This is a genomic window from Enterobacter cloacae complex sp. FDA-CDC-AR_0164 (genome assembly GCF_003071645.1).
Lineage (GTDB): Bacteria > Pseudomonadota > Gammaproteobacteria > Enterobacterales > Enterobacteriaceae > Enterobacter > Enterobacter ludwigii.
Genome location: NZ_CP028950.1, coordinates 1,634,388 through 1,650,876, shown reverse-complemented (window position 1 = coordinate 1,650,876; position 16,489 = coordinate 1,634,388). Strand labels below are relative to the sequence as shown.

The window sequence follows — 16,489 nt, the reverse complement described above, 5'->3', positions numbered from 1 at the left end:
CTTATTGTTGTTGGGCAAATTCAGCTAATAGCGGCCAACGTTTAATAGCCGCGGCCAACTGTTCCCGCTGGGAAATGTCGGTGTAATCTATTTCAGGTAATGAAAACGCCTGCGTCAGCGCCAGAAAGTCGTTCTGGAATGTGTAACCCAGGGTTGAGTCGACTGGGGTGCCGGGTTCGTTATTATCCATTCTATTCCATCCCTTTGAGTAAAATCGCACAATCAGAAGTAGCGAGGCTTCCTGCCCTATCAAATTTCATTTACATGCTAAATCTGATGTTCTTTAATTTCAATGTTAGGTTTATTTCTACGCTTTCGCTAGTAAACTGAGATACAGAGAAATTAAACGAAAAGAGGGACACCGTGGACTCCATATTTTCTATTGGCATCCAGTCATTATGGGACGAATTGAGCCACATGCCAGTCGGAGGAGTCTGGTGGATTAATACGGATCGTAATGAAGATGCTATCAGTCTGGTAAACAAGACAATTGCCGCTCAGGGCAAGGATTCCCGCGTGGCCGTCGTGAGCATGGGCGAAGAGCCAAAGAAAATTATCACCCTTGAAAACGATCGCGGTCCGCAGACGGTGCGATTATTTTCCATGCCTGCGGAGGCCGATAGTCTATACTTTTTGTCCCGCGACATTCAGTGCTCTATTGATCCGGATCACTATCTGGTGATTCTGAAATGCTCAAATAACGCCCTGCAAAATATCCCTGCTGAAAAACTACTGCCCTGGCTGGAAAAAATCAATAAATGGGCAAAATTTCAAAATTGCACGCTATTGATAGTCAATCCTGGCAGTAATAATGACAAACTGTTTTCCCTTTTAATGGGCGAATATCGCTCCCTGTTTGGTCTGGCGAGTCTTCGGAACCAGGCAGACAGCTATCTCTACGATATTGCGTTCTGGTGTAATGAAAAAGGCGTAAGCGCCAGACAACAGCTCACCCTTAAACATATTGAGGGCGAATGGCACCTGGCGCAGCAGGAAGAAACCGTGGTGCAACCGCGCAGCGATGAAAAACGAATCCTGAGCCATATTGCCGTTTTAGAAGGGGCACCTGCGCTCTCGGAAAATTGGTCGTTGTTTGATTCTAACGAAGCGCTTTTTAATGAAGCTCGCACAACTCAGGCGGCAACCATTGTTTTTTCGCTCATGCAAAATAACCAGATTGAAACGCTGGCGCGACAGATCCACACCTTACGTCGCCAGCGCGGAAGCGCCTTAAAAATAGTGGTGCGCGAAAATAACACCAGCCTTCGCGCCACGGATGAGCGCCTGCTTCTGGGCTGCGGTGCCAATATGGTGATTCCGTGGAATGCGCCGTTATCACGCTGCCTGACGCTTCTCGAAAGCGTTCAGGGTCAGCAGTTCAACCGTCACGTACCGGAAGATATCTCCACCCTGCTCTCCATGACGCAGCCGATGAAGCTGCGTGGATACCAGAAATGGGATACCTTCTGCGACGCCGTCGGCAACATGATGAGCAACACGCTGCTTCCTGCAGACGGGAAAGGGGTGATGGTTGCCCTGCGCCCGGTACCGGGTATCCGCGTTGAACAGGCGCTCACCTTGTGCCGCCCGAACCGCACAGGAGACATCATGACCATCGGCGACAACCGCCTGGTGCTGTTCTTGTCTTTCTGCCGGATAAACGATCTTGATACCGCCCTTAACCATATCTTCCCCCTGCCAACCGGGGATATTTTCTCGAACCGTATGATCTGGTTCGAAGATAATTCTATCAGTGCAGAGCTGGTGCAGATGCGCGCCCTTGAGCCTGAACAATGGGCGAAACCGCTCACCGTGAAGAGCGATGCCAAACCGATTCTCAACGCCCGACATGACGGACACGTCTGGCGGCGAATACCGGAACCCCTTCGCCTGTTAACTGAGAATGGGGAGAACGCACCATCATGAATATCAGCGATATCATTCAACTGGTCGTATTCTGTGCGCTGATCTTTTTCCCGCTTGGCTACTATGCACGCCATTCCATACGCCGTATCCGCGATACGGCCAGAGTGCTGTTTGTAAAACCTCGCTATGTAAAACCAGCCGGAACACTGACACGGGCATCACACGTCAAGGCAGACCGAAAACATGACTAATTCTACCTATACCGCTTCGTCACCATCGCCGCTCTGGCAATACTGGCGCGGCCTTTCCGGCTGGAACTTCTACTTTCTGGTGAAGTTTGGTCTGCTGTGGGCAGGCTATCTGAATTTCCATCCCCTGCTCAACCTGGTGTTTATGGCTTTCCTGCTGATGCCTTTACCCAATATCAGGCTGCATCGCTTGCGTCACTGGATTGCTATCCCTGTCGGCTTTGCTCTGTTCTGGCATGACACCTGGCTGCCGGGACCGGACAGCATTATGAGTCAGGGTTCGCAGGTGGCAGGGTTTAGCGCCAGCTATGTCCTTGACCTGACCGAGCGCTTTATTAACTGGCAAATGATAGGTGCCGTCTTTGTGCTGCTGGTAGCCTGGCTGTTCCTGTCACAATGGATCCGCGTCACGGTATTTGTCGTCGCCATTATGATCTGGCTGAACGTGCTGACGCTTGCAGGTCCAGACTTCTCCCTGTGGCCCGCGGGTCAACCCACGACCACGGTGACCACTACCGGGGGAAGTGCAGCGGCAACCGTCACGACAGCAGGTGATACGCCTGTGGTCGGCGATATCCCGACGCAGACCGCACCGCCGACGTCCACTAACCTGAACGCCTGGCTCTCCAGCTTCTATACCGCGGAAGATAAACGTCAGACCAAATTCCCGGAAGCCCTGCCGGCGGATGCTCAGCCGTTTGAGCTGCTGGTGATCAACATCTGTTCACTCTCCTGGGCTGACGTCGATGCCGCGGGTTTGATGTCTCACCCGCTGTGGTCCCATTTCGATATCCAGTTTAAAGACTTTAACTCTGCCACCTCGTACAGCGGCCCGGCGGCAATTCGCCTGCTTCGTGCAAGCTGCGGTCAGACATCGCATAAGAACCTGTATCAACCCGCCGGCAACCAGTGTTATCTGTTCGATAACCTCTCAAAACTGGGCTTCACGCAGCATCTGATGCTGGGACATAACGGCCAGTTCGGTAACTTCCTGAAAGAGGTGCGCGAACAGGGTGGTATGCAGGCACAGCTGATGGATCAAACCGGACTGCCGGTCACTCTGCTGGGCTTTGACGGTTCACCTGTTTATGACGATACCGCCGTGCTGCAACGCTGGCTGAAGACCATCGAAAAAGACAGTAATCCGCGCAGTGCAACGTTCTACAACACGCTGCCGCTTCACGATGGTAACCACTTCCCTGGCGTGAGCAAAACGGCAGATTATAAAGTTCGTGCGCAGAAATTCTTCGATGAACTGGACGCGTTCTTTACGGTGCTGGATAAATCGGGCCGTAAAGTGATGGTGGTTGTGGTACCTGAACACGGCGCCGCGCTGAAAGGCGACAGAATGCAGGTGTCAGGTCTGCGTGATATCCCTAGCCCGTCTATTACCAACGTACCGGCAGGCATTAAATTCTTTGGTATGAAGGCACCTCATCAGGGCGCACCGATTGAGATCGCTCAGCCAACCAGCTATCTGGCCATTTCAGAACTGGTTGCCCGCGCGGTTGACGGCAAACTGTTTGTGGAAGACAGCGTGAACTGGGATCAGCTCACCAGTAACCTGCCGCAAACTGCCGAAGTCTCTGAGAACGCGAACGCGGTTGTGATTCAGTATCAGAATAAACCGTACGTTCGCCTGAACGGTGGAGACTGGGTACCTTATCCGCAGTAAACCGCATTTCCCTCTCCCCCCAAGGGAGAGGGCTCACCCGTTCCGTTATGGCTGCTCAGCAAGCCATACAAGCATTTTCAGGCTTGCGGAGTAGTAATCATCCTTTGCAGTGATCTCGGGTTCTCCGGATGGCTGTCCCATCGTTAAATCACGTACCGCCAGCAGCCCCCCTTCCATCATGTAAGGCGCATATTCATTGGTCGTCACGTTTACCCATGCGGGAGTTTGTTCGCGGGGGAACTGACCGAACCAGGCTCGCCACGGCGTTAACAGCGGGCTCTTCTTATCAGACCAGGCCAGGTAAAGTGGAATGCGGATCGCGTCGTAGCTCATCCGTGGCGGCCAGGCTTTGGCCGGGGACAGCGTGCCCGTAGAGCCCAGTGAGACCCAGTCCGTGGGAAGTCTGGCTTTACCCGATCCCATTTTTGCCAGCAAGCGATGGCCATCCTGAATCAACTTGCCCCAGACCGGCGAATGGCTGCGGCTGGCAAAGGCCTGCCAGGCCGGGAAGACGAAATAAGAGGGGTTTAGCACGATCTCACCGTCGAGGGTAAACCCCTGAACGCCGGGCAGCATCACGCGGTAACCCGCATAACGGGTCACGGTGTGGCTAATGAGTGCTTTCGTTATCGCATCCGATGCGGCGCTGTACTGTTTGTCATGCCAGCGCGTATCCGCTTTCAACAGCGCCCAGGCAATCAGGACATCGCCATCGGCGGCGTTATTTTTGTCAGCAATCGGGTTGGACTCGGCAGGGTTATAACGCCAGTAAAACAGACCATTTTCTTTGTTCTTCAGCGTACTGTCAGTCCATTTCCAGAGCTTATCAAACGTGGTTTTATCGTCGTTAGCCACCGCCATCAGCATAGCGAAGCCCTGGCCTTCAGTATGCGAAACATTGCCGTTGCCGGTATCGACAATCCGCCCTTCCGGCGTAAAGAAGCGTGCTTTGTAACTCTCCCAGGCCTGGCCCGCCTGAGAGAGGGGGGAGAACAGTAAACTCATCATGACGGCCAGAGCGGCGCATGCGGGTTTTCGCATAATGGGTTATTCCGCGCTGCGCAGTGAAATCTCACCGCCCACCCAGGGTTTAATCACGCCATCCTGTTCCAGGAGCAACGCGCCCTGTGCGTCGATGCCGCGGGAAATACCGTAGATCTCTTTATCACCAATCAGCAATTTCACCGGACGGTTAATAAAGTTATCCAGCTTTTCCCAACGGGACAGGAAGGATGCCAGCCCCTCTTGTTCAAAGAGCGAAAGCGAACTGCGTAATTCTTTAATCATACGCACGGCAAGGGTGTTGCGATCGATGGTGATCCCCGCTTCCTGCAGGTTGGTCCACGCCTGATTCACCACGTCATTTTGTACATTGCGCATCACCATATTGAGGCCGGCACCAATGACAATTTGCGCCGCGTCGCCTGTTTTACCCGTTAATTCAACGAGAATACCGGCAAGTTTACGATCGTTCAGATAAAGATCGTTTGGCCATTTCACCCGCACCTTATCAGCGCCCAGATCGTGCAGCACTTCTGCCATCACAATCCCGATGACCAGACTCAGGCCAACAGCAGCAGCGGGCCCCTGCTCCAGACGCCAGTACATGGAGAGATAGAGGTTGGCACCAAATGGCGAAAACCACTTGCGGCCTCGACGGCCACGCCCGGCCTGCTGGTACTCGGCTACACAGGCATCCCCGGAGGATAATTCGCTGAGTCGATCCATAAGGTACTGGTTGGTCGAATCGATCACCGGCAAGACCGCAACATTGCCATGCTCTACCTGGCTGCGGATCAGCTCTTCATTCAGCAGCTGAATCGGCTCCGGCAGGCTGTAGCCTTTTCCGGGTACCGTAAAGACATCGACACCCCAGTCGCGGAGGGTCTGGATATGCTTATTAATGGCGGCACGGCTCATGCCCAGGTGTTCACCCAGCTGCTCGCCGGAATGGAATTCACCGTCGGCAAGAATGCTTATCAGGGTTAAAGGGATAGTATTGTCCTTCACGCGATAACCTCCACGGCATTCACTTCACCCGTACGGCCAATGAAGCGGACCTCTGGCTCCAGCCAGACGTTAAATTTTTCGCCCACTTGCTGACGGACGTGATGGGCCAACCGGACAACATCCTCGCTGGTCGCATCGTTTTGATTAATCAGCACCAGAGCCTGCTGACGATGAACGGCCGCACCGCCCACGGAGGCGCCTTTTAACTGGCATTGATCGATAAGCCAGCCCGCGGCCAGCTTCACGCTACCATCCGCCTGTGGGTAATGGGGTGCGGCAGGCCAACCTGCAAGAAACGCTTGGGCGTTTTCGCTGCTGATAACCGGGTTTTTGAAGAAGCTTCCCGCATTTCCATTCACTTTAGGATCAGGAAGTTTGGTCGTGCGCATATGGCACACCGAGTCAAAAACATCACGGGCAGTCGCCGTTTCGGGATCGAGACGCGTTAAATCACCGTAGGTCAGCACCGGCTGCCAGTTTTTTGACAGACGCAGGCCTACGGCGACAATCACGTAGCGATCCTGATATTCATGCTTGAAAATACTGTCACGGTAGCCAAAACGGCACTGTTCAGCGGTTAAACGCTGAGCCGCGCCGGTCGCCAGCTCAATACAATCTACGTATTCACAAACGTGTTTCAGTTCGATGCCATAGGCACCGATATTTTGAATGGGGGATGATCCGGCGCAGCCAGGGATAAGGGCAAGGTTTTCCAGTCCTGGCATCCCTTTGTCCAGGGTGTATTGCACCAGATGATGCCAGTTTTCACCGGCGCCAACGTGCAGATGCCAGCTATCGGCGCGCTCTTCCACATCAATTCCCATGATGCGGTTAACGATCACCGTTCCCGCAAAATCATCGAGAAACAGGACATTACTTCCTTCGCCCAGAATCAGTACAGGTTCGTCTTGTTCTGTTGCGCTTTGCCAGGCATCCAGCAGCTGCTGTGCAGTATCGGCACGTACAATTTTATTAGCATTACGTTGAATGCCAAAGGTATTCCAGGGCTTAAGGGAGTGATTCATAGACGCTATCCTGAGACAAAAACCGGGATAGTTTACCGTATATACGGGGGGATAGGTGATTAGTTTAGAGCAACGAGGAAGGGATAAAAACGCAAAAAGGCCATCCTTTCGGATGGCCTCTTCACTTATTTGATGCCTGGCAGTTCCCTACTCTCACATGGGGAGACCCCACACTACCATCGGCGCTACGGCGTTTCACTTCTGAGTTCGGCATGGGGTCAGGTGGGACCACCGCGCTAAAGCCGCCAGGCAAATTCTGTTATCTGTATCAGCTGAAAATCGTCTCTCATCGCCAAAACATCTTCGGCGTTGTAAGGTTAAGCCTCACGGTTCATTAGTATCGGTTAGCTCAACGCATCGCTGCGCTTACACACCCGACCTATCAACGTCGTAGTCTTCAACGTTCCTTCAGGAGACTTAAAGTCTCAGGGAGAACTCATCTCGGGGCAAGTTTCGTGCTTAGATGCTTTCAGCACTTATCTCTTCCGCATTTAGCTACCGGGCAGTGCCATTGGCATGACAACCCGAACACCAGTGATGCGTCCACTCCGGTCCTCTCGTACTAGGAGCAGCCCCCCTCAATTCTCCAGCGCCCACGGCAGATAGGGACCGAACTGTCTCACGACGTTCTAAACCCAGCTCGCGTACCACTTTAAATGGCGAACAGCCATACCCTTGGGACCTACTTCAGCCCCAGGATGTGATGAGCCGACATCGAGGTGCCAAACACCGCCGTCGATATGAACTCTTGGGCGGTATCAGCCTGTTATCCCCGGAGTACCTTTTATCCGTTGAGCGATGGCCCTTCCATTCAGAACCACCGGATCACTATGACCTGCTTTCGCACCTGCTCGAGCCGTCACTCTCGCAGTCAAGCTAGCTTATGCCATTGCACTAACCTCCTGATGTCCGACCAGGATTAGCTAACCTTCGTGCTCCTCCGTTACTCTTTGGGAGGAGACCGCCCCAGTCAAACTACCCACCAGACACTGTCCGCAACCCGGATTACGGGTCTACGTTAGAACACCAGCCATTAAAGGGTGGTATTTCAAGGTTGGCTCCACGCAGACTGGCGTCCACGCTTCAAAGCCTCCCACCTATCCTACACATCAAGGACCAGTGTTCAGTGTCAAGCTATAGTAAAGGTTCACGGGGTCTTTCCGTCTTGCCGCGGGTACACTGCATCTTCACAGCGAGTTCAATTTCACTGAGTCTCGGGTGGAGACAGCCTGGCCATCATTACGCCATTCGTGCAGGTCGGAACTTACCCGACAAGGAATTTCGCTACCTTAGGACCGTTATAGTTACGGCCGCCGTTTACCGGGGCTTCGATCAAGAGCTTCGCGTTGCCGCTAACCCCATCAATTAACCTTCCGGCACCGGGCAGGCGTCACACCGTATACGTCCACTTTCGTGTTTGCACAGTGCTGTGTTTTTAATAAACAGTTGCAGCCAGCTGGTATCTTCGACTGATTTCAGCTCCACCCGCAGGGGCTTCACCTACATATCAGCGTGCCTTCTCCCGAAGTTACGGCACCATTTTGCCTAGTTCCTTCACCCGAGTTCTCTCAAGCGCCTTGGTATTCTCTACCTGACCACCTGTGTCGGTTTGGGGTACGATTTGATGTTACCTGATGCTTAGAGGCTTTTCCTGGAAGCAGGGCATTTGTTACTTCAGCACCGTAGTGCCTCGTCATCACACCTCAGCGTTAATAAGGTACCGGATTTACCTGGAACCTCCGCCTACATGCTTAAACCGGGACAACCGTCGCCCGGCTAACATAGCCTTCTCCGTCCCCCCTTCGCAGTAACACCAAGTACAGGAATATTAACCTGTTTCCCATCGACTACGCCTTTCGGCCTCGCCTTAGGGGTCGACTCACCCTGCCCCGATTAACGTTGGACAGGAACCCTTGGTCTTCCGGCGAGCGGGCTTTTCACCCGCTTTATCGTTACTTATGTCAGCATTCGCACTTCTGATACCTCCAGCACCCCTCACAGGACACCTTCAACGGCTTACAGAACGCTCCCCTACCCAACAACGCATAAGCGTCGCTGCCGCAGCTTCGGTGCATGGTTTAGCCCCGTTACATCTTCCGCGCAGGCCGACTCGACCAGTGAGCTATTACGCTTTCTTTAAATGATGGCTGCTTCTAAGCCAACATCCTGGCTGTCTGTGCCTTCCCACATCGTTTCCCACTTAACCATGACTTTGGGACCTTAGCTGGCGGTCTGGGTTGTTTCCCTCTTCACGACGGACGTTAGCACCCGCCGTGTGTCTCCCGTGATAACATTCTTCGGTATTCGTAGTTTGCATCGGGTTGGTAAGCCGGGATGGCCCCCTAGCCGAAACAGTGCTCTACCCCCGAAGATGAGTTCACGAGGCGCTACCTAAATAGCTTTCGGGGAGAACCAGCTATCTCCCGGTTTGATTGGCCTTTCACCCCCAGCCACAAGTCATCCGCTAATTTTTCAACATTAGTCGGTTCGGTCCTCCAGTTAGTGTTACCCAACCTTCAACCTGCCCATGGCTAGATCACCGGGTTTCGGGTCTATACCCTGCAACTTAACGCCCAGTTAAGACTCGGTTTCCCTTCGGCTCCCCTATACGGTTAACCTTGCTACAGAATATAAGTCGCTGACCCATTATACAAAAGGTACGCAGTCACCCCATAAAAGAGGCTCCCACTGCTTGTACGTACACGGTTTCAGGTTCTTTTTCACTCCCCTCGCCGGGGTTCTTTTCGCCTTTCCCTCACGGTACTGGTTCACTATCGGTCAGTCAGGAGTATTTAGCCTTGGAGGATGGTCCCCCCATATTCAGACAGGATACCACGTGTCCCGCCCTACTCTTCGAGTTCACAGCCTGTGTGCTTTCGTGTACGGGACTTTCACCCTGTACCGTGCGACTTTCCAGACGCTTCCACTAACACACAAGCTGATTCAGACTCTGGGCTGCTCCCCGTTCGCTCGCCGCTACTGGGGGAATCTCGGTTGATTTCTTTTCCTCGGGGTACTTAGATGTTTCAGTTCCCCCGGTTCGCCTCGTTAACCTATGTATTCAGTTAACGATAGTGTGACGGATCACACTAGGTTTCCCCATTCGGACATCGCCGGGTCAAAGGTTCATATCACCTCGCCGGCGCTTTTCGCAGATTAGCACGTCCTTCATCGCCTCTGACTGCCAGGGCATCCACCGTGTACGCTTAGTCGCTTAACCTCACAACCCGAAGATGTTTCTTTCGATTCATCACCGGCTTGCGAAAATTTGAGAGACTCGAACACACATTAACTGTGTGTCGTTTCAATTTTCAGCTTGATCCAGATTTTTAAAGAGCAAAACTTCGCAGTGCACCTTTTCAGGTTCACTCTGAAGTTTTCTTGTTTTCGCAGTAAAAGATGGTGGAGCTATGCGGGATCGAACCGCAGACCTCCTGCGTGCAAAGCAGGCGCTCTCCCAGCTGAGCTATAGCCCCATCGTATGACCAACCTCTTCAAATCTGCATGACAGATTTGGTAGGCCTGAGTGGACTTGAACCACCGACCTCACCCTTATCAGGGGTGCGCTCTAACCACCTGAGCTACAAGCCTGTAGAGGTTTTTTACTGCTGTTTTTCATCAGACAATCTGTGTGAGCACTACAAAGGCAGGTTCTTTAAGGTAAGGAGGTGATCCAACCGCAGGTTCCCCTACGGTTACCTTGTTACGACTTCACCCCAGTCATGAATCACAAAGTGGTAAGCGCCCTCCCGAAGGTTAAGCTACCTACTTCTTTTGCAACCCACTCCCATGGTGTGACGGGCGGTGTGTACAAGGCCCGGGAACGTATTCACCGTAGCATTCTGATCTACGATTACTAGCGATTCCGACTTCATGGAGTCGAGTTGCAGACTCCAATCCGGACTACGACGCACTTTATGAGGTCCGCTTGCTCTCGCGAGTTCGCTTCTCTTTGTATGCGCCATTGTAGCACGTGTGTAGCCCTACTCGTAAGGGCCATGATGACTTGACGTCATCCCCACCTTCCTCCAGTTTATCACTGGCAGTCTCCTTTGAGTTCCCGGCCGGACCGCTGGCAACAAAGGATAAGGGTTGCGCTCGTTGCGGGACTTAACCCAACATTTCACAACACGAGCTGACGACAGCCATGCAGCACCTGTCTCAGAGTTCCCGAAGGCACCAAAGCATCTCTGCTAAGTTCTCTGGATGTCAAGAGTAGGTAAGGTTCTTCGCGTTGCATCGAATTAAACCACATGCTCCACCGCTTGTGCGGGCCCCCGTCAATTCATTTGAGTTTTAACCTTGCGGCCGTACTCCCCAGGCGGTCGACTTAACGCGTTAGCTCCGGAAGCCACGCCTCAAGGGCACAACCTCCAAGTCGACATCGTTTACGGCGTGGACTACCAGGGTATCTAATCCTGTTTGCTCCCCACGCTTTCGCACCTGAGCGTCAGTCTTTGTCCAGGGGGCCGCCTTCGCCACCGGTATTCCTCCAGATCTCTACGCATTTCACCGCTACACCTGGAATTCTACCCCCCTCTACAAGACTCTAGCCTGCCAGTTTCGAATGCAGTTCCCAGGTTGAGCCCGGGGATTTCACATCCGACTTGACAGACCGCCTGCGTGCGCTTTACGCCCAGTAATTCCGATTAACGCTTGCACCCTCCGTATTACCGCGGCTGCTGGCACGGAGTTAGCCGGTGCTTCTTCTGCGGGTAACGTCAATTGCTGCGGTTATTAACCACAACACCTTCCTCCCCGCTGAAAGTACTTTACAACCCGAAGGCCTTCTTCATACACGCGGCATGGCTGCATCAGGCTTGCGCCCATTGTGCAATATTCCCCACTGCTGCCTCCCGTAGGAGTCTGGACCGTGTCTCAGTTCCAGTGTGGCTGGTCATCCTCTCAGACCAGCTAGGGATCGTCGCCTAGGTGAGCCGTTACCCCACCTACTAGCTAATCCCATCTGGGCACATCTGATGGCAAGAGGCCCGAAGGTCCCCCTCTTTGGTCTTGCGACGTTATGCGGTATTAGCTACCGTTTCCAGTAGTTATCCCCCTCCATCAGGCAGTTTCCCAGACATTACTCACCCGTCCGCCACTCGTCACCCGAGAGCAAGCTCTCTGTGCTACCGTTCGACTTGCATGTGTTAGGCCTGCCGCCAGCGTTCAATCTGAGCCATGATCAAACTCTTCAATTTAAGTTTGATGCTCGTGAATTAAACTTCGTAATGAATTACGTATGTTCACTCAGAGACTTGGTATTCATTTAGTGTCCGAAGACATTAAGAATCCATGTCACTTTGAGTGCCCACACAGATTGTCTGATAAATTGTTAAAGAGCAGTTGCGACGCGGCTTACAGCTCACCGTCGCGAGGTCACGTATATTACGTTTTCCTCATTCAGAGTCAAGCATTTATTTTTGCTTTTCTCTGTTGGTGTTCATCTCTGAACCCCGCTAACCCGGCGGCGTGTGTGCCGTTGTTCCGTGTCAGTGGAGGCGCATTATAGGGAGTTATTCTGAAGTGACAAGCACAAAATACAAAAAACTTTTCGTTCGCTCACTTTTCAAACTTCACGCCTATTTAAGCCGCGAATCGCCTGATAAATGTGCGATCTCCCGCGCAAAACTGGCGACCTGCGACCAGTCGGTATACACCACCTCTTTGCGCGTATCGGTTTCGCCACCGGTCATCTTCATAATGAGGCGAATCATAAAGCGGTCATACCAGCGATAGCGCGGATAACGCAGCGCGCCGGCAAAGACGGCGCTGATGTCCGGCTGCCACGGAGAGCTCAACAGAAACTTGCGCGTATAGCTGTTGGTCTGCGGCGTACGTTTCTCAGGTTTACGCGCCACCAGATTGACCGAGTAAAAAGCCCCGGGCAGTTTATTGAGCACTGCCGTATGCTTTTTCACAAAACGATCCAGCGCCGGATGGAAATGCCCGTAACGAATAGACGCGCCAATAACCACACGGTCGTAATCCTGCCAGGCTATCTGCTCCGTGCGGTTCAGGTTCACCACATCAGAGTAAATCCCCAGCTCTTTTAATTCTGAAGCCAGATATGAGGCAATCTCACGCGTTTGCCCATCCCGCGTAGAGAAAAGAATAAGTGTTTTCACCGACGACTCCTTACTCGCGCCAGAATGTTGGGGTGAACAGCACCAGCAGCGTAAAGACCTCCAGACGACCAAACAGCATGTTGGCGATGAGGATCCATTTCGCGACCGGGTTCATACTGGCAAAGTTATCCGCCACAACCCCCAGGCCAGGCCCGAGGTTATTCAACGTTGCAACGACGGAAGCAAAGGCAGAGAAATCATCCACCCCCGTCGCGATAATCGCCAGCATACTGACGATGAAGACCAGCGCATAGGCCGAGAAGAACCCCCACACCGCTTCAAGAATACGTTCCGGCAGGGCACGGTTACCCAGTTTGATGCTGTAAACCGCGTTCGGGTGGACCAGACGTTTAAGTTCACGGTTCCCCTGCTTAAACAACAGCAGAATACGAATCACCTTCAGGCCACCGCCCGTCGACCCCGCACAACCCCCGATGAACGCAGAACACAGCAGCAGTACCGGCAGGAACAGCGGCCAGCGCGCAATACTGTCCGTTGTAAAACCGGCGGTGGTTGCCATCGACACCACCTGGAAGAATGCCTGATTTAACGTAGTCAACGCGGAGTTATAGACATCGTGGAACCACAACACCACGGTACAGATGATGACCAGCGTAAGCTGGACACCAATGAACATGCGAAACTCCGGGTCACGCCAGTACACCTTCAGGCTACGCCCGCTGAGTAAGGAGAAGTGCAGACCGTAGTTACAGCCGGAAATCAGCAGGAAGATGGCAATGATCGTGTTAATGGTGGGGCTGTCGAAGTAACCCACGCTGGCATCGTGGGTCGAGAACCCGCCGATGGCGATCGTCGCAAAGCTGTGCCCGATAGCGTCGAATGCAGGCATCCCGGCAAACCATAACGCTAACGCACAGGCGACCGTCAGTAAGACATAGATAAGCCACAGGGTTTTCGCCGTCTCGGCTATGCGCGGGCGCATCTTGTTATCTTTCAGTGGGCCCGGCATTTCCGCACGGTAGAGCTGCATCCCCCCGACGCCGAGAATAGGCAGGATGGCCACGGCCAGGACGATGATCCCCATCCCCCCGAACCATTGCAGCATCTGGCGATAAAAGAGAATGGCGTGCGGTAAGGAATCTAGCCCGACTAGCGTGGTCGCCCCGGTCGTCGTTAAACCCGAGAACGATTCAAAAAACGCATCCGTGACGGTCAGATTAGGCTGCTCAGAGAAGATAAAGGGTAGCGCACCCACGCTTCCCAGCACTGTCCAGAACAGAACAACAATCAGAAACCCTTCGCGAGATTTCAGCTCACCCTTTTGACGACGGTTTGGCCACCACAGCAGAGAGCCAATCGCCAGCGCGACAAAGAAGGTCTGGGTAAATGCCCGCCCCGCGCCGTCCCGGTAGATAAGCGCTACCAGTCCTGGGAGAATCATCGTCCCGGAAAAAAGTATGACCAGCAGTCCAACGATTCGGGTAATGGCACGAAAATGCATCTCTGCCGCTTCCTTTGGTATTCAAAAAAGTGAGGTGGGGATTATTCTTCAATCGGCAGCAATTGCAACGAACCGCGACTAAAATCCGCCAGCTTTGCTGAAAAAGCAGCCAGTTCCGCCTGCGGAAGCGCCACACGCAGTTGCACCATTGCCTGATAGTCACTGTGCGCGATGACGCCGTTAAACTGCTTTAGCAATGCCTCAATGCCGGATAACTGGCCATAATCGCACAGTAAAGTATATTCGGTGAGCGGCGTTTTGCGGGTGGTAATCAGCATATTCAGTGCCTGCTGAACCCCACCGCCATACGCTTTAACCAGTCCACCCGTGCCTAATAAAATACCGCCGTAGTAGCGAACGACCACGGCGGTGATTTCACCCACGCCGCTGCCCATCAACTGGGAGAGCATGGGTTTACCGGCTGTGCCTGCCGGTTCACCGTCATCGGAAAACCCCAGCTGTTGTGAATCGTTCGGCGGCCCTGCCACCCACGCCACGCAATGGTGACGTGCGTCAGGGTGCTGCGCGCGAACGGACTCAACAAACGCTTTTGCCGCCTCAACGCCGTCGGTATGTGCCAGCAGCGTAATGAATCGACTCTTCTTAATTTCCTCAACAAAGGTGACCGGTTCAGCCGGTATCAGCCAGCTATCCATCAGGCCAGCTTCAGGTCTCGCGTCATATTCTCAATACCGTTTTCGTGGATCACCACGTTATCTTCGATACGAATACCGCCAAACGGTTTCAGCGCTTCAATTTTGTCCCAGTTGAAGTGCTTGCTGAACGGGCCTTCACGCCATGGCGCTAACAGCGATTCGATAAAGTAGATACCCGGCTCGATGGTCAGCACCATACGCGGCTCAAGAATACGCGTGCAGCGCAGGTAAGGATATTTAGACGGCGCGGCCAGGTGCGTACCGGTATCATCCTGCATAAAACCGGCAACATCATGAACCTGCAGACCCAGCGGGTGACCAATACCGTGCGGCATGAACGGCCCGGTCAGATCGTTTTCTACCATCGCCTCTTCGCTCATATCTTTCACGATCTGGTGCTTACGCAGCAGTTTAGCGATGCGCTGATGGAACTGGATGTGGTAATCCACATAGCTGGTTCCCGCTTTCATGGTGCCAATAAGTGCCAGTTGCTCATCGTTAACGTCTTTAATCAACTGTGCAAAATCGGTATCCGCATTTGCCGCCCAGGTGCGGGTCAGGTCGGCCGCATAGCCGTTGTACTCTGCCCCGGCGTCCAACAGGAAGCTGCGCATCTCGGATGGCACCTGGTGATCGAGCCTGGTGTAGTGCAGAACGGACGCATGCTCATTCAGCGCGACGATGTTGCTGTAAGGGACATCAGTGTCACGGTGGCCGGTGGCGGTCAGATACGCCTGGTTAATATCGAACTCGCTCATGCCAGACTGGAACGCTTCATGCGCAGCACGGTGACCATTTACCGCCGTTTTTTGCGCTTCACGCATGCAGTAAAGTTCGTAGTCGGTCTTATAAGCGCGATAGTAGTGCAGATAATCCAGAACCCCTTTCGGATTGAGTTTATCCGCCGGAATATCCAGACCGAGCGCACGCTCGGGAACCGGGCCAATATAAGCAATGTTGCCGCGCCCGGCTGGCAGGAGGCTGCCAATGCCATCGGCTTTTGGTAAAGCGATAACGTCCACTTCTTCCGTCCAGAAGCTGGTCGGCAGCGGCTCAACGTTGTGCCAGTAATCGACAGGCAGATAGAACCACAGTTTCGGCTTGTTCACCCCGTCCACCAGCAACCAGCAATTTGGGACCTGCGTGACCGGCACCCAGGCTTTGAACTGCGGGTTGACCTTAAACGGATACGCATGGTCATCCAGGAAGGTGTTAATCAGCTCTCCGGAGTGGATTAACAGCGCATCCAGCTTAAAGCGCGCCAGTACATCACGGGTACGTTCCTGTAGGGTAACGATATGATTTTTATAAAGCGAAGCCAGTGAGTCCATCTTTCTTCCTTTCATTTTTCTGAGCTCAAGTCATCGCATCTTAGCACACCTGACTCCGACTGCGTGATTTCCACCGACCGTGATCAAT

At 53.3% G+C, this 16,489-nt stretch carries 11 protein-coding genes, 2 tRNA genes and 3 rRNA genes; 3 read left to right on the top strand and 13 right to left on the bottom strand.

Translation table 11 applies throughout. The annotated features are described in order from the left end of the window. Position 1 precedes the first annotated feature (1 nt). Positions 2-190, bottom strand: coding sequence for a cellulose biosynthesis protein BcsR (gene bcsR, locus AM410_RS08045; RefSeq protein WP_020884481.1), 189 nt, complete (start codon positions 188-190; stop codon positions 2-4). 173 nt (positions 191-363) lie between these two features. Here bcsR and bcsE point away from each other — a divergent pair, with 173 nt between their 5' ends. Genes bcsE through bcsG form a run of 3 tightly spaced genes read left to right on the top strand, consistent with a single transcriptional unit; the run spans position 364 to position 3,789 of the window. Then, positions 364-1,926 carry a cellulose biosynthesis c-di-GMP-binding protein BcsE gene (gene bcsE, locus AM410_RS08040; protein ID WP_020884480.1) on the top strand — a complete coding sequence of 521 codons (1,563 nt, stop codon included), beginning with the start codon at positions 364-366 and terminating at the stop codon, positions 1,924-1,926. Beyond that, positions 1,920-2,117, top strand: coding sequence for a cellulose biosynthesis protein BcsF (gene bcsF, locus AM410_RS08035; RefSeq protein WP_025202797.1), 198 nt, complete (start codon positions 1,920-1,922; stop codon positions 2,115-2,117). Before bcsE ends, bcsF begins: the two co-directional genes overlap by 7 nt. Next, a complete protein-coding gene (bcsG, locus tag AM410_RS08030; RefSeq protein WP_108647698.1) occupies positions 2,110-3,789 on the top strand; it encodes a cellulose biosynthesis protein BcsG in 1,680 nt (559 codons plus the stop codon). The genes bcsF and bcsG overlap by 8 nt, the downstream gene beginning before the upstream one ends. Before the next feature lie 45 nt (positions 3,790-3,834). Here bcsG and AM410_RS08025 read toward each other — a convergent pair whose 3' ends face one another. The 12 genes from AM410_RS08025 to pepQ all read right to left on the bottom strand — a co-directional run bounded on the left by AM410_RS08025 (position 3,835) and on the right by pepQ (position 16,401). Next, on the bottom strand, positions 3,835-4,830 hold the full coding sequence (locus tag AM410_RS08025; RefSeq protein ID WP_040018274.1) for a glycosyl hydrolase family 8: 996 nt from the start codon (positions 4,828-4,830) through the stop codon (positions 3,835-3,837). Positions 4,831-4,836: 6 nt separating this feature from the next. Continuing rightward, entirely contained in the window at positions 4,837-5,799 is a 963-nt protein-coding gene (gene birA, locus AM410_RS08020; RefSeq protein WP_032680102.1) for a bifunctional biotin--[acetyl-CoA-carboxylase] ligase/biotin operon repressor BirA, read from the bottom strand. Next, positions 5,796-6,824 carry a UDP-N-acetylmuramate dehydrogenase gene (murB, locus tag AM410_RS08015; RefSeq protein WP_014172099.1) on the bottom strand — a complete coding sequence of 343 codons (1,029 nt, stop codon included), beginning with the start codon at positions 6,822-6,824 and terminating at the stop codon, positions 5,796-5,798. The genes birA and murB overlap by 4 nt, the downstream gene beginning before the upstream one ends. 134 nt (positions 6,825-6,958) lie before the next feature. Beyond that, positions 6,959-7,074 (bottom strand): 5S ribosomal RNA (gene rrf / locus AM410_RS08010). Positions 7,075-7,137: 63 nt separating this feature from the next. Further along, positions 7,138-10,044 (bottom strand): 23S ribosomal RNA (locus tag AM410_RS08005). Between the two features lie 180 nt (positions 10,045-10,224). Then, positions 10,225-10,300 (bottom strand) — tRNA-Ala (locus AM410_RS08000). Positions 10,301-10,338: 38 nt separating this feature from the next. Then, a tRNA-Ile gene (locus AM410_RS07995) sits at positions 10,339-10,415 on the bottom strand. Positions 10,416-10,485: 70 nt separating this feature from the next. Beyond that, a 16S ribosomal RNA gene (locus AM410_RS07990) occupies positions 10,486-12,025 on the bottom strand. Together the 16S, 23S and 5S rRNA genes with 2 tRNA genes alongside form the textbook arrangement of a ribosomal RNA operon. Positions 12,026-12,406: 381 nt before the next feature. Then, positions 12,407-12,952, bottom strand: coding sequence for a menaquinone-dependent protoporphyrinogen IX dehydrogenase (hemG, locus tag AM410_RS07980; protein WP_020882866.1), 546 nt, complete (start codon positions 12,950-12,952; stop codon positions 12,407-12,409). Positions 12,953-12,962: 10 nt separating this feature from the next. Beyond that, positions 12,963-14,414, bottom strand: a complete 1,452-nt coding sequence (gene trkH / locus AM410_RS07975; RefSeq protein ID WP_025202793.1) for a Trk system potassium transporter TrkH — start codon at positions 14,412-14,414, stop codon at positions 12,963-12,965. Between the two features lie 41 nt (positions 14,415-14,455). Further along, entirely contained in the window at positions 14,456-15,070 is a 615-nt protein-coding gene (locus AM410_RS07970; protein ID WP_020882868.1) for an IMPACT family protein, read from the bottom strand. Continuing rightward, positions 15,070-16,401, bottom strand: coding sequence for a Xaa-Pro dipeptidase (gene pepQ / locus AM410_RS07965; RefSeq protein ID WP_020882869.1), 1,332 nt, complete (start codon positions 16,399-16,401; stop codon positions 15,070-15,072). Before pepQ ends, AM410_RS07970 begins: the two co-directional genes overlap by 1 nt. Positions 16,402-16,489: the final 88 nt, after the last annotated feature.

Coding starts and splice junctions, on each gene's coding strand:
- bcsG (WP_108647698.1), top strand. CDS start 2,110: ATGACTAATTCTACCTATACCGCTTCGTCACCATCGCCGCTCTGGCAA.
- murB (WP_014172099.1), bottom strand. CDS start 6,824: ATGAATCACTCCCTTAAGCCCTGGAATACCTTTGGCATTCAACGTAAT.
- bcsR (WP_020884481.1), bottom strand. CDS start 190: ATGGATAATAACGAACCCGGCACCCCAGTCGACTCAACCCTGGGTTAC.
- trkH (WP_025202793.1), bottom strand. CDS start 14,414: ATGCATTTTCGTGCCATTACCCGAATCGTTGGACTGCTGGTCATACTT.
- pepQ (WP_020882869.1), bottom strand. CDS start 16,401: ATGGACTCACTGGCTTCGCTTTATAAAAATCATATCGTTACCCTACAG.
- AM410_RS08025 (WP_040018274.1), bottom strand. CDS start 4,830: ATGCGAAAACCCGCATGCGCCGCTCTGGCCGTCATGATGAGTTTACTG.
- AM410_RS07970 (WP_020882868.1), bottom strand. CDS start 15,070: ATGGATAGCTGGCTGATACCGGCTGAACCGGTCACCTTTGTTGAGGAA.